Origin of the sequence: Epibacterium sp. Ofav1-8 (assembly GCF_022348185.1) — a bacterium.
Taxonomy (GTDB): Bacteria; Pseudomonadota; Alphaproteobacteria; order Rhodobacterales; family Rhodobacteraceae; genus Epibacterium.
In genome coordinates this window covers 541,222-563,184 of sequence record NZ_JAKRFD010000001.1, presented here as the reverse complement: position 1 = coordinate 563,184, position 21,963 = coordinate 541,222, and the positions used below count along the sequence as shown (strand labels likewise).

The window sequence follows — 21,963 nt, the reverse complement described above, 5'->3', positions numbered from 1 at the left end:
CTTGTCAAAAACGATCAACTACGGCGTCATCGGCTGCGGCATGATGGGCCAGGAACACCTGCGCAATATCGCGCTGCTGGACGACACGCGCGTCGCCGCCATTTTCGAGCCGGATGCGCATATGGCCGAGGAGAGCCGTAAATTCGCACCCGATGCGCAATTCGTCGACAGCGTCGATGCGCTGCTCGCGGTTGAGGATCTGGATTGCATCCTGATTGCCAGCCCGAATTATCGCCATGTCGAGCAACTCGAGGCTCTGGCCACGGCGCGCCCGCTGCCCGTGCTGGTCGAAAAACCCCTGTTCACCGACCCGGCCGATGTGGCCCGGCTGGACGCGTTTCGCAGCAATTACCCGGCTCCGGTCTGGGTGGCGATGGAATACCGCTACATGCCGCCCGTCGCGACCCTGTTGAACGAAGTCGAAGCGGCCACCGGCGGCATTCGGATGCTGACGATCCGCGAACACCGCTTCCCGTTTCTGGAGAAAGTCGGCGACTGGAACCGCTTCAACCGCTACACCGGAGGCACCTTCGTCGAGAAATGCTGCCATTTCTTTGACCTCATGCGCCTGGCGCTGAAATCCGAACCGGTCCGCGTGCTGGCATCCGGCGGCAGGGATGTGAACCACCTGGACGAGAGCTATGCGGGCGAGGCTCCGGATATTCTCGACAACGGCTATGTGATCGTTGATTTTGCCAACGGATCCCGCGCCCTGCTGGAGCTGTGCATGTTCGCCGAAGGATCCCGGTATCAGGAGGAAATCTCTGCCGTGGGCGCAAAAGGCAAGATCGAGGCACTGGTGCCCGGACCGGGCCGGTTCTGGCCAGAACATCTGGGCGCCCCGCCCGTGCCGCAGGTCGTGGTGTCGCCGCGCGCGCTCAAAGGACCAGAGGTGCGCGATATTCCCGTCGATCCGGCCCTGCTTGAAGCAGGCGATCACAACGGCTCCACCTTCTACCAGCATCAGGGGTTTCTCGAACTGGTGCGCGGTGTCCGCAGTCAACCAGACGTGAGCCTCGACGACGGGCGCATGGCCGTATTGATGGGGATGGCGGCGCAAATGTCGATGCAACAGCACCGCGCGGTCGAGATCTCGGAGCTGATGTCCACCGCCGCCTGACGGGCCCTGCCGGATGTGCACTCGCACTGTAAATCCGGCAGGCAGGCGCCCTCTTGAATAAGGTCAGGCCTGCCTCGCAGGCCTCCCTTGCTCCGGGCGTCCTGCCGATCCGGTTCGGAGAATGGTCATTCGGATGCGTCTTTCACCCGAAAGACGCCGCCAGATCCGCACAGGTCAAACGCCCCGGAGCCCGCCCGCGCGGGCTCGGCCTCTCCGCGCAGCTCCACCTCCCTCAACCCTCTGCCATACTCAAGCGGCGCTTGCGCCCAGTCTCGCGCCGCCAGCCCGGGCGTCTGCACGCCCACCGCTGCCGCCCGGGCGATCTGGGGGGCGGCACTGCTTGTCCCGCCCTGACGCACGAAGGAACCGCTCCGGGACCCGGCCCCCAGCACCCCGCGCAGAACCGCGCTGTCATCGCCGCGTCCCGTCAGATCCGGCCCCATGCGGTCTGCCGCATATCCGGAAGCAGGTTCATTCAGCGGACCCGCCGCCGAATAGGCGGACAGCTCACGTTCCTTGCCGACAAACGCAGCCACCGCCACCGCCGACTGGCCGCAGGCATAGCCGCTTAGCGTCATCGCCCGGCGCACAGGGGAGGTCGTATCCTCGGGATCGACGGCAAGCGGACGCCCAAAGGGACCAAAGCGGACATAATCCGCGTTGTCGAAATACGCCTGGCGCCCGCCGGGTTTGAAACCGGGCAGCGTTTCATCCCGCCGAACCCAGGCCTGCATGGCCCCCTTGGACCGTTTCCGGCGCCTGATCTGCGCCACCCACCTCCCGCAGGGCGCCAATGGCTCCTCCGCGATCAGGCTGGCGGTCGGGTTGAGGGATAAAATCGCGCGCCCGCGCTCTACCGGAGCAGGCACATGCTCATAGGACAGACGGGCGATTTCCTGCCCCGCTGCATTTAACAGGGATGCACAGGTTCGGCCCGCCGTGATGATCGCAACACCGTCGCCAAACGGGGTTGAGACGCTGATTTCCGCCTTTTCCTCTGTGCCATCAGCGGAATACGGCAGCCAGATCTGGACCTGCGTCGCCGTGCGATCATCCGGCTGCACCATCAGATCCAACTGGGTATTGCCGCGCCCCTCGGGGATCTCCCCGTGCATGCGGCTGAGGTTCAGATTGCCTGCCGCCAGAGTAAGCCACGCCGGTTGCAGTGCGGCGGCGCCGTTCTCCGCAAAGAAATGATCGAACAGGGTGGCAAAGGGGCCGGTCCCATCATGCGGCCCGCCCGCGTTGCCAAAAGACAGGTTGAAGACCACCGGCGCAAGTGCACCATCTTTGGTGCGAAACCGTCGCGCCTGCTTCATCAGCATGTGAAACGACAAATACAGTGCGGGCAGCATTTCGACACCTGTCGTATCCTCGACCAGCCGCGCTGGAAGCGCCGCGCAGATGATCGGTCGATTTTCGATCTGCTCCTGCATTGGGTACCCGGCGGCCAGCCCCATCACATGGGTGCCATGCGACGCGCGCAGAGAGACGGTGGAAAACACCTCTCCGTCATAATCCGCCTGCCCCGTGCGCGCATAGAACAGATCCTCGTCCAGCAGACCATTGAAGGTGCAGGCGGCCAACAACGCGTCGATCTCGTCGCGCCCGAATGTCCGACCCGCGCTTGCCCGGCTGGGGCGCGGCCCCTTGCGCGCTTCGAGCAGCGCGGCAAACTCCACCCGCGTCGCCACGGGTCCCATGCGAAACAGGTTGTTGGCTATGCCGATGCCATCGTCGATGACCGCCATGACCACGCTGTCGTCGGCGACCTCGATCACGCTTGTCTCCGGCCAATCCGCCGCGAAATCGAGCACATTTCGGGCTGTCAGCGCGCCCAGCGTCAGCGCCCGCACGCCAAAGCGGTTGGCGGCGTCCGGGTCCTCCGGTCGCCGGTTCAGCGCGTGCACAAAATCCTGCCGGGCATAGATCACAACGGGCTGCACGTCGGCAGCCGCCTGCCGGTCATCCGGATCATAGGCAACCGGAACCAGGAAATACGGCCCTGCCCCCGCGCCCCCATAAGCCTCTGCCTTGGCAATAAACGCCTCGATGCTGCCTTCGATCTGCAACAGCACGGACCACCATTTGGCGATCTGGCTCTCGGGATTTGCATGCGGATGCCGTGTGAGCCGGAAATCCGCCTCCTGGCTGAGGATGTTCGCCGCGCGAGCGCTCTCAGATGCTGATGAAACCGCCATCGGCTTATCCTGCCACTGCAAAGGCGGGCGGCAGATCGCGCCATTCGGCGACGGCGGCCTCCCAGAGCCAGTTCAAAATGTCGGACGGAGTATCCCGAGCGCCCTTGTGCGCCTTTGATGTCCCCCAGCGACAGCCGTCAGTCACGACCTTTCGGTGCAGGCGATCCGTTGCCGGCTCATAAAGCGCGTGCCAGTCGAAATCGAGCCTGCCCTCAAAACCCGGCCCATCAAAGTCGGCGGACTCCCAGCCGCCCCCTCGCGTGACATTCTGCATGTGCTCTGCAAGTACAAGGCCGAGCATTGCGCCGGCGGCGCTGTCGACGGGGAAGTGCACGCCTGCCACCGTCCGGTTGATTGCGATACGCGCGGCCTGACGCATCAGCATGTCCCCCCAGTAGGCGTGATCGCCATATTGGGGCGCCTCGCTCTGCCGCATCAGTTTCCAGATAAGCCGCGCGATCAGGAAGGCTTCTGTCGCATGCCCGCTGGGCAAGGACGCATGGGTCGGCGTTGGAATGATCGGTTGCACCTGTGGTGAGAATTCGATGGGCCGTTTGACTGCCAATGCAAACTTCAACCGCTGGATCGTGGAGAAGGCAAATGCCGCCGCCAGGCCCAGGAGCTCCAACGTCCGAGGCGTGCGTGCGGGATCGATGTATCCGATGCTCTGGAAGAACGGGAACGGCAGGCTCAGCTGCGTGAGGATTTCGGCCGTCCTGTCGCCGCGTATCTGCGCATAGCCGGCGACATAGTTGAGCTGTTGGACAAGCTGATCGATTGCGGGCGCTTTCATCCGCAGCATCTCGGTGTATTTCAAACCGCCCCCGTTACCCGTCGCACCAGATCGGCGCCAGACCGTCGCCGAAACGCACTCCGAGGCACCGGCCTCTGACGTGACATCAATCGTGGGTGCCAGAACCGACATGTAGATCGCGGCCTGTTGTTCCGGCGTCAGCCGTTTGAGCGCTTCCGGATTGCCCGCGCTGGCCGGTCGCGGTGGCGTAATGTGCTCGATCTGGCTGCTGACGATACCATCGCGGTTGGTGAGCAGCGCCAAGGCATCCGCGGGCGCGTCACTGCCGTAGGCATTGTAGGCGTTATAGGCATTGTAGGCGTTGTAAGCGTTATACGCATTGTAGGCATTATAGGCGTTTTCTCGACCGGCCATTCTCGTTCCTTCCAGACAAAATTCACTGTGGCTATTCCGGGATGCCGAGATGACGGAGCATCTCGGCGAACCGTTGGCCATTTCTGAACGCACCGCTCGGCGCGCCTTTTTGCCAGGCACTGACGGTCAAATCCGGCTGCCGGGCGATCAGATCCTGCGCCGCCGCACGCGCCTTGGCTTCCTGATCGCAGCCCAGATGCGCCACGGGCAGCATGCGGAGGCTGGAGGCATGCGCCGGATTCAGGCGCAGGGATTCCTTGGTCAGAACCAGCGCGCGCTCGTAGTCCTCGTTGGCGATGCAGGCCCCTGCGGCAAGCGCAAGATACATGAAGCGATGCGGATCCAGCGGTGTCAGATGCAGCGCCCGTTCCGTGTCGCGCCGGCCCGCAGATCCCCGGTCGCTGAACGCCAGCAGCATGCCACGCAGACTGCGCCCATTGGCATCGTTCGGATTGACCGACAGCGCCGAGTCATAGCTTCGCTCTGCGGCTTGCAGGTCCTTGACCAGATGCATCTGCACCTGCCCCTCGCACACAAGGGCGAGCGTGTGGAACGGGTCGATGTCGAGTGCACGGGCCGTCAGATCCTGCGCCGTTTGCGCTTCGACCTTGGGATCGGGCGCCCACCCCTGGGCGGAGTTCAACACATGCCACCGGGCCAGCCAGGCAAGCGGGGCGGGATGCTTCGGCGCGACAGACTGGAGGTGCTCCAGCAACCCATGCGCCTTGCGAAAGTCACGGACCGACAGGCGATGCATCAACCCGACCGCACCATGAAGGATGCTGAAACGCCGCAACTCCCCCAACGGGCGGGAGGCGACGCGCCGCACCTCGTTGAGCGTGATGGCACGCCGGATATTAGCCACAACCAGATCAAGCCCTTCGGTTTCCGGTGCCATCGGATCAAAGGGGATCTGCATGCGCTCCGCCCAGAGAACAAAACCTGTCTCGGCCTCCGAGAACTCGATCGACAACGCAACCTTGTCCGCCCGCTGCACCACGAAGCCGGACAGCAGGAAATCCGTCCGCAGCCTGTCACGGGCCACCTGCGGCGTGATGCCTTCGCCTCCGAAAGTCCCGGTCGACATCCGTGAAATCACGTTGACGTCGGCGTTCATGCTCAGCAGTTTGGCGATTTCATCCGCGAGAAAGATCCCATAGGTGGCGGCGGAGGTGTTCTCTCCGGCCTTGAACGGCAGGATCGCCAGAGTGGGCAGAACGTCCCGCGGGTCAAGCTCGGCAGAAATATGCGATGCATTTTCATGATCAACGCGATTGTCGGCTGCGGCTGTTTCGGCTGTGGGCTGGGGGCGCGCCTCCGCCCCAAAGACGATGTCCCGCGTCGCGTCCGGTCCATCGATCCTGCGCCCCTTCAACAGGTAGCCACGCTTGGGGATGGTCACCAGGGTCTCACGGCCCCGATCCCTGATCGCCTTTCGCACGTCGCGAATGCACTGGGTCAGACTGTCATCCGTGACCGCAACATCATGCCAGACCCGCTCAATCAGGGCGTCACGCGATACCAGTTCTCCCAGCTTCAGGACGAGAAAATGAAGAATTTCAGCGGATTGAGCGCGAAGGAAAATCTCTTCACCTCTGGCATCGAACAACCGGCGTGTTGCCGTGACATAAGACGCAGTGCCGATTGCAACCGACCCCGAGCCGGGATCCGACGCAGCCATCGTGCGCTGCTCAGATCCGCCCTTGCCCTTCGAGATCTCTTGCGCTGGTTCTGCTGTTGGCCTGCGCATGACAGCCCCTACTCTCCCCTGACGCTCGCTTTCGCGGGCGGGCATACCTATCGATACAACCCTAGGGAAAACTTCACTGCCATCCAACTCTTTATGCGGGAGATTCAGCATTGGTCCACCGACTTCAGAAACAGGACGTCCTCGCCGATATGGGCGCAGTAGAGTTCGTCCATGACGATCGACTGCAATGTGCGTTTCGATTTCGCCGCAATCGTGAGGCGCGCCGCCCCGACCGTAAATCCAGCAGGCAACGCCGTGGACGGAAGCAATATGCCGATGCAGGCCGGGACGGTCATATGTGTCATAACGAGCCAGCCTTCACTGCCGAGCTGCACCTGGACGTGATCGAATACCGGATTGGGGGATCGTTCGATCGAAGTCAGATCCGCCAGGGCTTCCAACTTTATCGGTTCGACAGAGGCCTGCGTCGGAAGCGGCGCCGCCTGCATGCGTCGCTCCAGGTTCAGGACCGTGCCAAAGGTCAGCCCATTGCCCAGGGACGTGCAATACAACCAATGTGAGCTGAGCGATTGACCCGACTGAGAGACGCCGTTCCAGCTGTAACTCGCGCCGACCTGCAAGCGCGACACGGCACAGCCCGGCTCCAGATGCAGAAGATGCATGTGGGAGTGCATGATGCGCGCGCTCGAATAGGTGCCGGAGGCATTGAGCACCACCGGCTCTGCATCGCAAACGACACCGGGAATATAGGGAAACACCTGCACGGATGTGACAGTACGGCTTTCCATCCGGGCGGGTCCTTTGGTTCATTTGCAAGGGCGCTGCGTTCAGCTGTCTTGCAGCATGCGGCTCTCCGGCGCAGATTTCCTGAAATCAAACTGAAATCGCTCTGAAATCTCCCTGTGACCGCCACGGCACCCCTCGGCCGTGGGTGGGACAAAGGGCAGGGAATGTCGTGCGTTATCAGATCGCTCGCGCCGCCCTTTGCAGATTTCGCCTGCGTTTCAGGATTATCGGCGGCGGTGGTCCCAGACTGGGTGCTGTCAGCGGGCCAGCCCCGCGGCGTCCATACCTCAATCAGAACCCTCCGGTCCCAACGGAGCCGGCCACCTGCTGGCCGCTTCGGAACCGGCGTCACAGAAAGGAAATGACGATGTCCGCCATTCAACCCAGTGACTGCACTATCTTTGTCCAGATTTGGGTCGACACAGATGCGCTGGTCAACGGTCAGACCACCGGGGTCTATCTCGTCGACAACAACCTCAATCACGGCAGTGCCAACGAAGGCAGCGTGAACCTGATGACCGCGGTGCCGGTCGGCACCAACATCTGCTGGTCCCTGCTGAACGTCGACCCGACCTCTGACACGATTCTGAGCATTCAGAACTTTGGCAACGCGGGTGTCTTCGGTGCCAGCGGCACGCCGCAGCAGGTCAATGCGACCACCTGGACCGGAACCGTGCAGGCACAGGGCGAAGATCGCTATGCGATCAATTTCTCCGCCCAGATCCCCGGCAAGTCCGGCATCACCACGTCGGTCGACCCGACGCTCAGCGTGCATTGATGCAAGCCTCACCTCTGGAAAAAGGAAGTCAAAATGTCTGAAGCCGTCGCACAAGTCTCCACCGGCCGGAAGAGCGGCCTGCAACCCCAAACCAGTATCACCATCGCCGTGGATACCGCCTATGTTGCCGCGCAACAGGGGCAGAATGTGTCCAAGGGCATCTACATGATGGACAACCGCCTGCGGAATGGCTCGACGGGCGAGGGAACCCTCGAGTTGAGCACCGTCTGCAACAACGGCGACCTGATCGGGTTCAACGTGGTGCCCATCAATGCCCTTGGCACCTCCGGCGATGAGGTCGTCATCACCGGCTTCACCGTCTCCCAAGGGTCCGTGTTCACCGCTGCGGGCCAACCCCGCCAGCAGGAATCCCCCAAGGGTGAACCCCAGGGCGCCTATTGGGTTGGTCAGGCCATGCATCAGGGCGAACAAACCTACCAGATCCAGATCGAAGTGACCGTCGGCAAGCTGCAACCGGTCTCCTACTTCATCAATTGGGATCCGTTCATCACGGCCCGCTAGGGTCCTGAAGCGGGGCCGAAAGCGGAGGATGAGAAACGCCCATGTCGGCATTTGTATCCCCGGCGCGTCCCGTCTCGGCTGCCCTCACCCCTTCTGTGAGCATTGCAATCGCGGTCGACACGGCCGCGATTGCAGCCGTGCAGGACGGCAAAATCACGAGCGGCGTGTATATGATGGACAATCAGGTCCGCAACGGCTCTGCCCATGAGGGCCGCATCGACCTCCATACGGTCTGCAACGTGGGCGCATTGATCGGGTTTCAGGTGCTTCCGATCAACGCCGCAGGCACAAGCGGCGACAGCGCCGCGCTGACGTCCTTTGCACTGCAAGGCGGTGATGATGTGTTCACCGGGGCCGGGCACCCCCGGGCCGAACCTCCACCAAAGGGGCTGGCACCGGGAAGCTACTGGATCGGGCAGGCAATGGCTGCCGGGACCGAAGAATATCAGATCCAGATCGAAGTGACGGTTGGCGCCCTGCAACCGACCAGCTTTTATGTCACCTGGGAGGCGACACTCACCGCGTCCTGAAACGCTGTGCTGCGCGCCGCGTGAAACACCCTTCACGCTGTCAGCAATGCTCCGGCGACCCTGAGGACTTTGGCGGCGTGGGCGTTGGCCTGATGCGCGGCCGCCTGCGGATCCTGTCCAGACAGATATGCCGCGATCCAGCCTGCGTTGAAAGCGTCTCCCGCACCAGTCGCATCAACGACACCACCCGCCAGCATGGGCGGTGCGACCTGGCATCTGTGACCCGCCACATCCATCAACACGGGGTTTTCCGCATCCTTGACCACCACGACCTCGGCCCCAGCTTGGCGATAGCGCGCCAGGGTTGCCTCTGGGATGTCATCCCCGAACAGTGCCTGCTCGTCGCCAAAACTCGGAAGAACACACCAAGACCGTGCCGCAGCATCAGACAAGACGTCACGGCACTGCTCGGCGCTGTCCCACAAGCGCGGGCGGATGTTTGGATCAAAACAGACACGCGCCCCGGATGCCGCGATCACGGCCCATAGCCGCACCCGGGCCTCCGGGCTCAGAATCGCCAGGGTGATGCCGGACAGATACACCAGCGCCGCCCCTTCCAGAGCCCGCGCCAGTGCTGCCTCATCGTCAGCCAGGCGACGCGCGGCGGAGTGGCTGCGCCAGTAGCTGAACACCCGGTCCCCCTGCTCCTGCCCAATCAGGTACAGGCCCGGTGATGCCCCGGGCAGGCGCTGCACGTGATCGACACCGATGCCAGAAGCAGCGATGAAGTCGCGCATCCGCGTCGATGTCGCATCATCCCCGATGGCTGTCACATAGTCGATCTGATGCTGGTCATCCAACAGGCGGCGAAGGTGCCAGGCGGTGTTGAACGTGTCCCCGGCAAACCCCATGCGGTAGAGCCCGCCGTCGACAGGCGCCATTTCCACCATACACTCCCCGATCACGGCAATGCGCATCATGTCGCCTCCACAAACCAGTCGCGTGCGTTCTCGTAGCAGATGCCCCGCACCAGCTGATGCAACAGCGCCTCGTCATCCGGCAGATGGCCGGTTTCCGACCAGCGTCCGATCATACCGCAGAGCAGCCGCCGGAAATACTCATGCCGCGGAAACGACAGGAAAGAGCGGCTGTCGGTCAGCATGCCGAGAAAGGTGGACAACAGCCCGACCTGCGCCAGGCTGCGCATCTGGCTTTCCATGCCATCCAGCGTATCGTTGAACCACCAGGCCGCGCCGGCCTGCACCTTGCCGGGGACGGATCCGTCCTGGAAGGTCCCCGCCGTGGCCGCCAGCACTGGGTTGCGGCCTGGATCAAGCCCATAGAGCACCATCCGTGGCAATTGCCCGTCGCGATCCAGCCGGTCCAGCAACCGGTTGAGCGGCCCGGCCATGTCGGTGTCGCGCAGCGAGTCGCCGCCTGCATCGGGGCCGATGCGGTGCAGCAATCTGCTGGACCCGTTGCGTACCACGTTCATGTGGCATTGCATCACCAGCCCGCGCGCCGCATAGGCCCGCCCCAAGGCATCAAACAATGCCGCCCGGTGGCCCGCGGCCTGCTCCGGCGAGACTGCGCGCCCGGCCCGCGCAGTCGCAAGCGCCCCGTCAAGCGCCGCCGCGCCGGGGATCTCGGCAGCATCGAGGTGATTGATGCCATGATCGGCCGCCTTGCAGCCATGGGCGACAAAATGGTCCAGACGCAGGAGCAACGCCGCGACCAGATCCTCAAAGCTGCGGATCGGATGGGTCAGTGCTTCGAGGCGGTCGAGATACGCGGCGAACCCGTCCGCTTCGATCTGCACAGACTTGTCGGGCCGGAAGGTCGGGACCACCCGGATATCGGCGCCAGAGAGCGCCGCGTGATGCTCCAGCGTATCCAATGGATCATCGGTAGTGCCCACCAGTTCCACCTTCATCCGGCGCAACAGCCCCTGGGCGGAAAACCCGTCCTCGCCCAACTTTGCATTGGCCTGCGCCCAGACGCGATCCGCGGTGTCCGGTGTCAGCACCGTGCCGTCCAGATCGAAATAGCGCCAGAGTTCGAGGTGGGACCAATGGTGCACCGGGTTCAGAACCGCGCGCGGCATGGCAGAGGCAAAGGCATCGAATTTCTCGCGCCAACTGGCTGCCCCCGTGACGCGCGCCTCGTCGATGCCGGCCCAGCGCATCACCCGCCATTTGTAGTGATCATGCGCCAACCACATTTCGCCAAGCGTGTCCCACCGCCGGTCAGCCGCGATTTCCGCCGGCGGGAGGTGGTTGTGATAATCGATAATCGGCAAATCCTGCGCGACCTCAAAATAGAGCCGCCTTGCGGTCTCCGTATCCAGCAGGAAGGACTGGTCTAAAAATCTGGCCATGGGTTATGTCGCCTCCATCAGAGCGGACAGGACGGAAGACAGCCCCTGCGCCTCGATCCGGTCATAGGCCGCCGTCACCTCGCTTTCGAATTCAGAAGAATGCGCCAGCGTCGGCGGGATCACACCGGGCACCGCCAGCACCCCGGCAACCGGCCGGTCCGAGGCGGCAGCCGCGCGCAGCGCCTCCTGCCGTGGATCGGCGATCGGGGCAAGCCTTTGCAATCCCGTGACCCAGCAGGCGATGGCCACTGCCGCCACCGGCCAGGGTCGCCCCGCTGTGATCGACTGCTCGACGGGCGCAAACAGCCGTTGGGGCATCTTGTTGCTCGTGTCGGTCGCAATCTGGTCCAGACGGTGATGCAGCCGGGTATTGGTGAACCGCGCAAGCAGATCCTCGGCATAGTCCGCAACATCCACGCCCGCCGGCAAATCCAGGGTCGGCGCTTGTTCTGCCAGCATCAGACGCCGGACCGCCGCACACAGGGGCACGTCCGTCATCGCCTCGGCCACGGTTTCATAGCCAAGAAGCTGCCCCGCCCAGGCAAGCGTGGTATGAGCGCCGTTCAAGAGCCGTAGCTTCATGTCCTCGAACGGCTCCACATCTGGGACGAGGAGTGCTCCACCGGCAGCAAAGGGCGGCGCTTCGCCGGCGAAGTCATCCTCGACCACCCATTGGCGGAAGGGCTCGCACAGGATCGCATTGGCGTCATCACGCCCGAGTGCCTCTGCAACTTCGGCACGGCTGCTGTCGGTCATGGCGGGCACGATCCGGTCCACCATCGAGGAGGGAAAGCGCACTGTGCCTTCGATCCAGGCCGCCAGCTCCGGGTCCTGCGCCCGGGCAAATCCAACGACGGCACGGCGGGTGAGCCTGCCGTTGGCCGGCTGATTGTCGCAGGACAGGATCGTCAGCCCGCCCTGCCCCGCAGCGCGCCGCCGCGCCAGCCCGGCCACAAGGACGCCGATCGCCGTGCGCGGCGCCTCAGCCCCCTCAAGGTCGGCCCGAATTCCAGGATGGGTCAGATCGAGCGCACCACCCGACGTGCAATAGCCTTTTTCGGTGATGGTCAGCAGGATCACCGACAAATCGCCCGAGGCAATCAGGGCCGGCAGCGCGTCGGCCCCATCGCGCGCGGGGTGACAGGTGCCGCAGAGCACACCAATCTCGCGCAACTGCGTCTGATCGCCATCCGCCTCGGCCACGTGATACAGATGATCCGCCTCCGCCAGGCGATCCAGGTCTTCGACACCGGAGTTCAGGCGCGCCGCGACCACCCCCCAGGTGCCTCCTGCAGTCTCGATTCCTTCTTGCAGGTAGACCATCGGATGCGCCCGCGCAAAGGCGCCAAACCCGATATGCAGGATGCGGGGTTTGAGGCTGGCCCGGTCAAGGGTGCTGGGATGTCTGATCACGCTCACAGGTGGATCCTCCCGTCAGGTTCAGTGGGGTTGGACAAGATAAGACTGCGGCGCTCCCCCGCGGGCAGCACCACCTCGGCGAGTGGGACATTCGGGGCGCCCGGCCCCTCGCGCTGCGTTAGAAGTGTGACCTCATCGAAGTCGCTGGACATCTCCAGATGGGTGACACACCAGACGGGATCAACCGAGACACCATCGTCTTCGTACATAAGGCTCGTCCCCACCGCGTCGCCCGCCGCAGGAAACAGGGCAAGGCTGCGGCGAAGGTCAGCGGATGGCGCGGCGCGATCAGCACCTTCCGACAAGGGGATGACACTGCCACCACGCACAAAGAGCGGGATCGTCTCAAGCGTCACGGGCACCTCAAGCCATTGGCCGCCCTGGTGCCAGATCCCGGTGTGGAAATCCCACCAGCCCCCGGCATGCTCGGGCAGATAAACGGGGCGGCTGTCGATGCCCTTGTCCAGCACCGTCGCCACCAGAAGATCCCGCCCGAGCAGGAAGCTGTCAGTCTCCTGCCAGGCCTGCGGATCATGGTCAAAGTCAAGAAACAGCGGCCGCAGCATCGGTTCGCTCTGCGCCGCCGCCTGCCAGAGGCAGGTATAGAGATAGGGCAAGAGCCTGTAGCGCAAGCGGATTGCGTTCCGGATCAGATCGGTGACCTCCGGATACATCCAGGGCTCGTTCACCGTCGCGTCATCGTTCCACGAATGGATGGTAAAGCGCGGGTGGAACACCCCGTTCTGGACCCAGCGCACGAACAGCTCCGGCTCGGGGCGCGGACCGGAGAAACCGCCGACATCGTGGCCGATGTTATAAAATCCCGACAGGCTCATCCCGAGGCCCGTGCGCTGGTTCCACCGCAGGGTTTTCCAGTCCGTGCGGTTGTCGCCACTCCAGGTCTGGGCATAGCGCTGCAACCCGGGCGCCCCGGACCGGCTGATCAGATAGGGACGTTTGTCCGGCGCTTGTTCCAATTGCGCCTCCATCGAGGCACGGGTCATGAGGATCGGCATCACCGGGCGCATCAGTGCAATATCCACCTCTTCGCCAAAGCCGGCACAACGGGCGTGGCGATCCCAGATCTCGTACTCATTATTGTCGTTCCAGGTCGACCCGATGCCGCGCGCCAGAAGCGCCGAGGCCACGTTGGCCTTCCACCACGCAACCGTATCCGGATTGGTGAAATCGAGATGAGATCCTTCATCATCCCAGAACACCGACCGCTCCGGCCCGCAGGCGGCATCGGCCTCGGCACTCGCGCGGATGAACAGACCCGCCTCCACCACCTCGTCATAGCGGGGGTGATCTTGCAACAGGCAGGGCTTGATGTTGGCGATCAGATGGATGCCTTGATCGGCAAACTTCGCCGCCATGCTCTCAGGGTCCGGCATCTTGTCATCGTTCCAGTTGAACACATACCGTTTGGCCCCGATGGAGGTGTAGCCCGACGACATCTGGAAGCTGTCGCAGGGGATCTGATGCTCCTCGATCCTGGCGAGGAACCCTTCGAGCTGCGCCTGCGCGTCGGGCGCGTCGGTATAGGACATGGTCGAGCCGGAGTAGCCCAGGCTCCAGCGTGGTGGAAACGCGGTGCCGCCTGTCAGTTGCTCCTGCCGCTTGACCAGATCCAGCAGCTGCGGCGCCCAGGACATGTAGAAATCGAGATCGCCATCCTCGGCCCGATAGGCGCGATAGGGGGCATGGTAGTTGTCGAGTTCATTGCCGAGATCGAACCAGCAGCCGGCAAGATTGTCATAGAAGATCGACCAGCATCCCGCACCCTGCGTGCGGGTCATCGTGAAGGGCACATGCTTGTAGAGCGGATCGGTGCTTTCGGCGTCATAGCCCATCGCATCCAGGTTTCGCATCTCGTAGCGCTTGCCCGCGCGGTTCAGCGGCCCGGTTTTCTCACCCAGGCCATAGACCGGCTCACCCGCGGTACGGGACAGGAAATGCGCATGAGCGTGGTCGCGCAGGCCCAGGTGGAACGCCCCCGTCGCCCGATCCGTGGCGAAAGTCTGCCAGGCACCGTTGATCTTTGCCTCCCAGACCATCTGCAGCGGCTGCAGCACACGAAGCCGCAGCGTCTCTGTCGCGATGGTCAGCGCGCCCTCTGCCGCCGAAACGACCGGTGGCGGGCATGTGAAACCCGAAAGATCTTCCCGCCGCCGCCCTTCCCAGGGGGCGTTCCCTCCCGGCGCAATCGTCCATGTGCGCCCAAGCCGCCAGGCTGCATCCTTTTGCAGCGACACGCGAAACAGCGCGTCCTCCAAAACGGAGATGTGCAGGAGGTGCCGTTCTTCGACACGCAGAGTGGCACCGGAGGCCGTCTCGGCCTCCAGCACCCATGATTTCAGGCATTTCATTATTGGTATCCCAACAGAAGTCGCGGCAGGAACAGGCTGATCTCAGGCACGTAGGTCACCAGCATCAACAGACCAAACAACACCGCGTAAAAGGGCAACAAGGGGCGGATCACCTTGGCGATCGACGTGCCCCCCACCGAGCAGCCGACAAAGAGCGCCGACCCGACCGGGGGCGTGCAGATGCCGATGCAAAGGTTCAAGGTCATGACAACTCCGAAATGGACCGGATCCATGCCCAGCCCTTGCACCACCGGCATGAAGATCGGTGTGAAGATCAGCAGTGCCGGCGTCATGTCCATGAAAGTGCCCACCACCAGCAGCGCGATATTGATCGCCAGCAGGATCGCCAGCGGATTCTCTGACAGCCCCAGCAGGAAGTCCGAAATCGCAAACGGAATACCGCCAAAGGCCATCACCCGGCTCATCGCGATGGAAGCGCCGATCATCAGCAGCACGACCGAAGTGGTCACGGCACTTTCGATCAGGATCGCGGGCAGGTCCTTGACCGTGATTTCGCGATACCACACAAGTGCCAACAGCAGCGTGTAGATCACCGCGGCGGCAGAGGCTTCGGTGGCGGTGAAAACGCCGGTGATGATGCCGCCCATGACAATGACGATCAGCCCCAGGGGCAGCGCCGCATCGCGGGCGGACACCAGCACCTCACGCAGCGCCGGGCGCGGTGCCACCGGGTAGCCGCGACGTTTGGCGATGATGCCTGCGACGATCATCAGCCCCAGCCCCATCAGGATACCCGGCAGATATCCGGCCACAAAGAGCGCCGCGATCGAGGTTCCGCCGGTGATCAGCGAGTAGACGATCAGCGTTGCGGAGGGCGGGATCAACAGCCCCGTCGGGCAGGAGGCAATGTTCACCGCCGCCGAGAATGCCGGGTCATAGCCCTCTTTCTTCTGCAACGGGGACATGACACCACCGACCGCCGCCGCGGAGGCCACGGCCGAGCCCGAGATCGAGCCAAACATCATGTTTGCAATGACGTTGCAGTGGGCCAGTGCCCCGGGCAACCGCCCGCCAAGCACCTTGGCGAAGTTGATCAAGCGCATGGCGATACCGCCACGGTTCATGATGTTGCCCGCCAGAATGAAGAACGGAATGGCGAGCAGGGTAAAGCTGTCCAGCCCGGACGCCATCTGCTGCGCCACGATGAACAACGACTGATCGAAGCCCATGAACAGCAGGAACGTCGCGGTGGTGGCAATCCCGATGGAAAAGGCGATCGGAACCCCCAGCGCCATCAAGAGGGCAAAACTGCCGAACAGCAGGATAATGGCCAGTGTCATGTCAGTTCCGCCCTCAGTCCAGTGGTCCGCCCACAGGGGCGTCAGCCCCGGGGTCCGTCGTGCCCGGCCCATTTCGCCAAAGCTCAACCAGAAAAATCACGCAGTAGAAAAAGATAATCGCCCCGGCGAAAGGAATCGCGCCGTAGACATAGCCCATCGGGATTTGCAGGGCCGGAGTGACCTGCCCCGAGGCAAAGGTCTTGAGCACCAGCTGACCGCCGCCCTTGATCATGACCAGGGCCGCAAACCCCGCAATGGCGCAGAGACTGAACCCCTCGGCAACGCTCCGCGCCCAGCCACTGAGCTTTTGTGTCAACAGATCAATGGCCAGGTGACGCCGCAATCCCATCGTGTAGGCTCCACCGATCAGCGCAAGCCACATGAACAGGAACCGCGCCAGCTCATCCGTCACCGTGCTTGGCACACCCAGGATGTAGCGGCTTATGACCTGCCAACTGACGCAGGCCACCAGAACGACGAAAATCGCCGTGAGGACCGTCTTGAGCAATAGATCGACCGCCCACCTCATCTGCGGCCTGCCCTGCCCCAACGGGCTGATACGCTCCACGTCATAGGTCCCCTCCCCGCGACAACCATGTGAGATCTGCGCCAGACACTCGCGCAGGAATCCAAATTGGTCAACCAATTTCTAAAAACTTCCACACCCACGTTGCAATTTCGAAGTTTTGGTTGACTGAATCGAAAAGATGGGGAAGTTTCCTCAAATATTGGTCGACCAATTCTGACAGGTCAGACCAAAGCACCTTGGGAGGAGAGACCATGACCAAGACATTGACCACGGCCCTGTCCGCATTGGCGCTGGCGGCGTCTGCTGGCGTTGGCGCTGCCGCGACATTGAAACTGAACCACAATAACCCGCCGGATCACCCGGTTCACATCTCCATGCAGGTCATGGCCGACCGCGTGGCGGAACTGACCGATGGCGAGATCAAGATCCAGATTTTCCCGAATGCCCAGCTTGGCACCCAACGCGAATCCATGGAGCTGGTGCAGAACTGCGCGCTGGAGATGGCCCGCTCCAACGCCTCCGAGCTCGAAGCCTTCGAGGAGAGCTACTCGGCGCTGAACCTGCCCTACATCTTTTCCTCCGAAGAGCATTTCAACACCGTTATCACCGGCGACATCGGGCAGGACATCCTGAACGCCTCTGTCGATCAGGGGTTCCGTGGCGTCGCCTTCTACACCGAAGGTGCCCGCTCTTTCTATGCCCAGAAGCCGATCATGTCGCCCGCCGACCTGGAAGGCGTGAAGGTGCGCGTACAGCCGAGCCCCTCTGCCATCCGCATGGTTGAGCTGCTGGGGGGCAACCCGACCCCGATTTCCTGGGGGGAACTCTACAGCGCCTTGCAGCAGGGTGTTGTCGATGCGGCAGAAAACAATCCGACCGCGCTGACCACCGCCCGTCATGGCGAGGTCGTCACCGATTTCTCCCTTGATGAGCACACCATGATCCCCTCCGTGGTGGTGATCTCCAACTGTGCCTGGGACGCAATGACCGAAGCGCAGCAGGAGGCGCTGCGCACGTCGGCGCAAGACTCCATGGCTGCGCATCGCGAAGCGTGGAATGCGGCCTCTGCCGCCGCCATCGACGAAGCCAAGGCAACGCTGAACGTGAACGTGCACGAGGTGGACAAGGCCCCCTTCTCCGAGGCTGTTCTGCCGATGCACGAAGAAGTCGCGGCGAAGTCGGAGCACCTCGCCGATCTGATTGATCGCATCAAAGCGGCACAATAAGCGATAGGCACAGGCACCATGCTGGAACGATCCGAACTCGCAGACAACGCGTTGCAGGCCCTGCACGACGAGGACTATGACCGTCCCTTCAACACGCAGAACCTCAACGCCGAAACGCTGATCTTCACCCGTGGCCGCCAGGGGCAGTCGCTGGACGGAGACTGGAATTTCTGCGTCGATCTTCTGGACACCGGGCTTCGGCAGAAATGGTACGCCATGCTGCCCGAGGCTCCCGAGGACCGGATCGAGCCCTGGGATTATGATCCCTATATGGGCGAGACGGTGCCTGTGCCCTCCTGCTGGCAGATGCAAAAGGAGAAGTGGTACTTCTTCGAGGGCTCTGCCTGGTACACCCGCCCCCTCCTGCACGACCCTGCCCCAGACCGGCGGCAGGTGCTGCGGATCGGTGCGGCACAGTATGATTGCAAGGTGTTCCTGAACGGCGAATTCCTGGGCAACCACTACGGCGGCTCCACCCCGTTCTGTGTGGAATTGACCCAGGCCCTGAAGCCGGGCCAGAATTGGCTGATGCTCTGCGTCAACAACACCCGCACGCTGGACCGCGTGCCCATGCGCAACACCGACTGGTTCAACTACGGCGGTGTCTACCGCGAGGTGACGCTCTATGATCTCCCGCCGGTGGTGATCCGCGACCTGTTTGTCCGGCTCGAGAACGGCGCGATCCGTGCCTCTGTCGATGTGGATGGAGACTGTGCCTCTGCCCGGTTGGCGATCCCAGAACTGGGTATCGACACCGAACTGCCCCTGTCCGAGGGCAAGGGCGAGATCACCTTGGATGCCGCACCAGAGCTGTGGTCACCGGACACTCCGAAACTCTACGACGTGATCCTCAGTGCCGGCGGGGACCGGGTGCAGGACCGCGTCGGGTTCCGCACCATCGCGCGCGCGGGCACTGAAATTCTGCTCAACGGCGCGCCGATCTTCCTGCGTGGCATCTCTGTCCATGAGGATGACGCAACTCAGGGCAAGGTCACGGGTGAGACCGACATCCGCCGCCGCTTTGCCCACGCCAAGGAACTGGGCTGCAATTTCCTGCGGCTGGCGCATTACCCGCATCATGAACGCGCGGCAGAGATTGCCGACGAGATGGGCCTGATGCTCTGGGAAGAGGTCCCGGTGTATTGGGCGATTGATTTTGCCAATCCGGCCACCCGGCGCGATGCCGAAAACCAGCTGCGCGAACTGATCCGCCGGGATCGCAACCGCGCCAGCGTCATTATCTGGTCGGTCGGAAACGAGAACCCCGACACCGACGCCCGTCTCGACTTCATGCGCGGTCTTGCGGATCTGGCCAAGGCCGAAGACCCGACCCGCCTGACCTCGGCCGCCTGCCTGGTGAACCACGCCAAGCTGAAGATCGAAGACCGTCTGGCCGCGCATATCGACGTGATCGGCCTCAATGAATACTACGGCTGGTACGAAGAGAACTTTGACGAGTTGGGCGAGATCGGCCGCAACTCCGCGCCGGATCGCCCGGTTGTGATCTCCGAAACCGGCGCCGATGGCGACAGCACCGAACACGGACCCGAACGCGGGCTGTTCAGCCTCGCCTATCAGGACGAAGTCTACGCAAGGCAGATCGCCACCCTGCGCGCGCTGGACTATGTGAAGGGCATGTCGCCCTGGATCCTCTATGATTTCCGGGTCGAGCGGCGTCAGGGCATTTTTCAACGGGGCTGGAACCGCAAAGGATTGATCGCCGCCGATAAAGCGACGAAAAAACCCGCCTTTCACCGGCTCGCCGCCTATTATGCCGAACGCGCGGCAGAAGAAAGCCGCGCGACGCAAACCAGCGGGGAGACAGCATGAGCCAATACAGGCGCTATCAGGATGTGGCACAGGCCCTGCGGGTCGTGATCCGGGACGAAGGTTTTGCCGTGGGGGACCGGCTGCCGCCCGAACGGCAACTGTCGGAACGGCTGTCGGTGTCGCGCTCCCTGGTGCGCGAGGCGCTGATCATGCTGGAGATTGATGGTCTGGTGGAGGTCCGCAAGGGCTCCGGCATCTATCTCGCCGCTCCGTCTGCGACCACCGCACCGCCGGTGCGCGACGACATCGGTCCGTTCGAGCTGTTGCAGGCGCGGCAGCTTCTGGAAAGCTCGATCGCAGCCTTTGCCGCAGAAATGGTCACCAAGAACGACATCACCCGCATGCGCGAAGCCCTGGAGATGGAGCGCCAGCAGATCGAATCCGGCAGTGCCGACCACTCCGGAGACGAGCTCTTTCACCGTTTGATCGCCGAAGCGACACAGAATTCGGTGCTGGTGGACATGGTCGACGAGCTCTGGCGCAAGCGCGAACAAAGCCCGATGTGGGCCAAGCTGCACGACCGGATCTTTGACGCGGACTATCGACGCAACTGGCTGGAGGATCACCAGAAAATCCTCGCCGCGCTGCGCACGAAGGACAGAGACGGGGCGCGTGCTGCGATGTGGCAGCACCTCGCACATGTTCGTGAAACCCTGATGGAGCTGTCGGATGTGGATGACCCCGCCTTTGACGGCTACCTGTTCCAACCCATCTCCGCGCCGGGCTGACGGCGCAGTCCGGGCCTTTCCTGCCCACGAAGACAAAGAACAAGAGGATCGCATGATCGAAACCTGGCGCTGGTTCGGCCCCGATGACCCCGTGACGCTGGAGGATGTCCGCCAGGCCGGTGCGACCGGTATTGTCACTGCCCTGCATGACCAGCCGAACGGCACCGTCTGGTCCGTGGAAGCCATCGCCGAGCGCCGCGACATGATTGCAGCAGCAGGTCTCAAATGGGAGGTGGTCGAGAGCGTTCCGGTACATGAGGACATCAAGCGCGGCGCTCCGGGTTGGGAGGACAAGGCCGACGCCTGGGCGCAGTCGATCCGCAATCTCGCCGCCTGCGACATCCGGACCGTGTGCTACAACTTCATGCCGCTATTGGACTGGACCCGCACCGACCTGACCCATGCGTTGCCGGATGGCGCGCTCTGCCTGCGCTATGATGCAGTAGATGCAGCGGTGTTCGACATTCACATCCTTGGCCGAGAGGCCGCCGCGGCCGACCACAATCCGGAGATTGCAGCCCGCGCGGCGACGCGCCACGCCGCAATGAGCGAAGCGGACTGCCAGCAGCTGACGCGGACCATTATCGCGGGCCTTCCCGGTGCCGAAGAGAGCTTCGACCTCGACAGCTTTCGCGCTCATCTGGCGATGTATGACGGGATCGATACAGCCCGGCTGCGGTCAAATCTGGCGGCTTTCCTGCGCCGTGTCGTCCCCGTCGCCGAAGAGGTGGGCGTCACGCTTGGGATTCATCCCGATGATCCGCCGTTCCCGATCTTCGGTTTGCCACGGGTGGTCTCCACGGCAGAGGACCTTCAGGCGATCCTCGACATGGCGGACAGCCCGGCCAACGGTCTGACCTTCTGCACCGGCTCGCTCGGGGTGCGCGCGGACAATGATCTGCCGGCAATGCTGACACGGTTCGGCCCGCGGGTGGCTTTCCTCCACCTGCGGGCAACCCTGCGCGAAGCCGATGGCATCAGTTTCCATGAAGCGCCGCATCTGGCGGGGGACGTGGACATGGTGGCGATCTGCAAGGCGGCTCTGGAAGCGGAAACCGCACAAGGGCGCGCGCTTCCGTTCCGGCCCGACCATGGGCATATGCTGGCCCATGACCAACGCACGACCAGCACACCCGGCTACCCCTATATCGGGCGTCTCCGGGGTCTGGCCGAACTGCGCGGTATCCTGCACACGCTGGCCCACAGCGCCGCGACATAAAATCGGCGGCGGGGCAAGCGGGCGCAGCCTCTGGAATATTTGCTTGCGGCGGCGGACCACTCGCAGATCCCTGAGAAGGGGGAGCCGGGCCAGTAGATCTGTCCCGGGCCTCCTCACCACGGGCATCGGCAGCTTGCCGCCCCCCGGAAGACGCGGCTCCCGCCAGCACATGGCATCAGCGCTGCATTTTGCCGCGCGGGGACACGACC

The 21,963-nt window shown here is 63.1% G+C and carries 18 protein-coding genes; 8 read left to right on the top strand and 10 right to left on the bottom strand.

Features of this window, described 5'->3' with window-relative positions; genetic code table 11:
• Position 1 precedes the first annotated feature (1 nt).
• A complete protein-coding gene (locus MHM97_RS02720) occupies positions 2–1,120 on the top strand; it encodes a Gfo/Idh/MocA family protein (RefSeq protein WP_239319159.1) in 1,119 nt (372 codons plus the stop codon).
• Positions 1,121–1,245: 125 nt separating this feature from the next.
• Here MHM97_RS02720 and MHM97_RS02715 read toward each other — a convergent pair whose 3' ends face one another.
• The 4 genes from MHM97_RS02715 to MHM97_RS02700 all read right to left on the bottom strand — a co-directional run bounded on the left by MHM97_RS02715 (position 1,246) and on the right by MHM97_RS02700 (position 6,988).
• Positions 1,246–3,321: a S8 family serine peptidase gene (locus MHM97_RS02715; protein WP_239319158.1), complete on the bottom strand. Its 2,076-nt coding sequence runs from the start codon at positions 3,319–3,321 to the stop codon at positions 1,246–1,248.
• 4 nt (positions 3,322–3,325) lie between these two features.
• On the bottom strand, positions 3,326–4,489 hold the full coding sequence (locus MHM97_RS02710) for a phosphatase PAP2 family protein (protein ID WP_239319157.1): 1,164 nt from the start codon (positions 4,487–4,489) through the stop codon (positions 3,326–3,328).
• Positions 4,490–4,520: 31 nt separating this feature from the next.
• The gene (locus tag MHM97_RS02705; RefSeq protein ID WP_239319155.1) at positions 4,521–6,170 is read right to left on the bottom strand and encodes a winged helix-turn-helix domain-containing tetratricopeptide repeat protein; all 1,650 of its coding nucleotides are present in this window, start codon (positions 6,168–6,170) and stop codon (positions 4,521–4,523) included.
• 173 nt (positions 6,171–6,343) lie between these two features.
• A complete protein-coding gene (locus MHM97_RS02700; protein WP_239319154.1) occupies positions 6,344–6,988 on the bottom strand; it encodes a hypothetical protein in 645 nt (214 codons plus the stop codon).
• Positions 6,989–7,353: 365 nt separating this feature from the next.
• Here MHM97_RS02700 and MHM97_RS02695 point away from each other — a divergent pair, with 365 nt between their 5' ends.
• From MHM97_RS02695 to MHM97_RS02685, 3 genes are read left to right on the top strand one after another with little or no spacing between them, the layout of a single operon-like run.
• Positions 7,354–7,764, top strand: coding sequence for a hypothetical protein (locus tag MHM97_RS02695; protein ID WP_239319152.1), 411 nt, complete (start codon positions 7,354–7,356; stop codon positions 7,762–7,764).
• A 33-nt stretch (positions 7,765–7,797) separates the two neighbouring features.
• Positions 7,798–8,286 (top strand): AidA/PixA family protein, encoded by a 489-nt coding sequence (locus MHM97_RS02690; RefSeq protein ID WP_239319150.1) that lies wholly within the window; start codon positions 7,798–7,800, stop codon positions 8,284–8,286.
• 41 nt (positions 8,287–8,327) lie between these two features.
• Complete coding sequence (locus MHM97_RS02685; protein ID WP_239319148.1) at positions 8,328–8,816, top strand: hypothetical protein; 489 nt, start codon at positions 8,328–8,330, stop codon at positions 8,814–8,816.
• A gap of 32 nt (positions 8,817–8,848) precedes the next feature.
• Here the strand turns inward: MHM97_RS02685 and MHM97_RS02680 are convergent, their stop codons facing one another.
• From MHM97_RS02680 to MHM97_RS02655, 6 genes are read right to left on the bottom strand one after another with little or no spacing between them, the layout of a single operon-like run.
• Positions 8,849–9,736: a sugar kinase gene (locus MHM97_RS02680; RefSeq protein WP_239319146.1), complete on the bottom strand. Its 888-nt coding sequence runs from the start codon at positions 9,734–9,736 to the stop codon at positions 8,849–8,851.
• Positions 9,733–11,133, bottom strand: coding sequence for a glucuronate isomerase (gene uxaC, locus MHM97_RS02675; protein WP_239319144.1), 1,401 nt, complete (start codon positions 11,131–11,133; stop codon positions 9,733–9,735). Before uxaC ends, MHM97_RS02680 begins: the two co-directional genes overlap by 4 nt.
• 3 nt (positions 11,134–11,136) lie before the next feature.
• Entirely contained in the window at positions 11,137–12,552 is a 1,416-nt protein-coding gene (locus tag MHM97_RS02670) for a mannitol dehydrogenase family protein (protein ID WP_239319143.1), read from the bottom strand.
• On the bottom strand, positions 12,549–14,921 hold the full coding sequence (locus MHM97_RS02665; RefSeq protein WP_239319142.1) for a glycoside hydrolase family 31 protein: 2,373 nt from the start codon (positions 14,919–14,921) through the stop codon (positions 12,549–12,551). Before MHM97_RS02665 ends, MHM97_RS02670 begins: the two co-directional genes overlap by 4 nt.
• Positions 14,921–16,222, bottom strand: a complete 1,302-nt coding sequence (locus MHM97_RS02660) for a TRAP transporter large permease (protein ID WP_239319141.1) — start codon at positions 16,220–16,222, stop codon at positions 14,921–14,923. Before MHM97_RS02660 ends, MHM97_RS02665 begins: the two co-directional genes overlap by 1 nt.
• Before the next feature lie 13 nt (positions 16,223–16,235).
• Positions 16,236–16,751, bottom strand: a complete 516-nt coding sequence (locus MHM97_RS02655) for a TRAP transporter small permease (protein ID WP_239319140.1) — start codon at positions 16,749–16,751, stop codon at positions 16,236–16,238.
• 251 nt (positions 16,752–17,002) lie between these two features.
• On the opposite strand from MHM97_RS02655, the gene MHM97_RS02650 reads away from it, so the two are divergent.
• From MHM97_RS02650 to uxuA, 4 genes are read left to right on the top strand one after another with little or no spacing between them, the layout of a single operon-like run.
• Positions 17,003–17,977 carry a TRAP transporter substrate-binding protein gene (locus MHM97_RS02650; protein ID WP_239319139.1) on the top strand — a complete coding sequence of 325 codons (975 nt, stop codon included), beginning with the start codon at positions 17,003–17,005 and terminating at the stop codon, positions 17,975–17,977.
• A gap of 18 nt (positions 17,978–17,995) precedes the next feature.
• Positions 17,996–19,807 (top strand): glycoside hydrolase family 2 protein, encoded by a 1,812-nt coding sequence (locus MHM97_RS02645; RefSeq protein WP_239319136.1) that lies wholly within the window; start codon positions 17,996–17,998, stop codon positions 19,805–19,807.
• The gene (locus MHM97_RS02640) at positions 19,804–20,535 is read left to right on the top strand and encodes an FCD domain-containing protein (RefSeq protein WP_239319135.1); all 732 of its coding nucleotides are present in this window, start codon (positions 19,804–19,806) and stop codon (positions 20,533–20,535) included. The genes MHM97_RS02645 and MHM97_RS02640 overlap by 4 nt, the downstream gene beginning before the upstream one ends.
• 52 nt (positions 20,536–20,587) lie before the next feature.
• The gene (gene uxuA, locus MHM97_RS02635; RefSeq protein ID WP_239319134.1) at positions 20,588–21,754 is read left to right on the top strand and encodes a mannonate dehydratase; all 1,167 of its coding nucleotides are present in this window, start codon (positions 20,588–20,590) and stop codon (positions 21,752–21,754) included.
• The last annotated feature ends 209 nt before the right edge of the window (positions 21,755–21,963 follow it).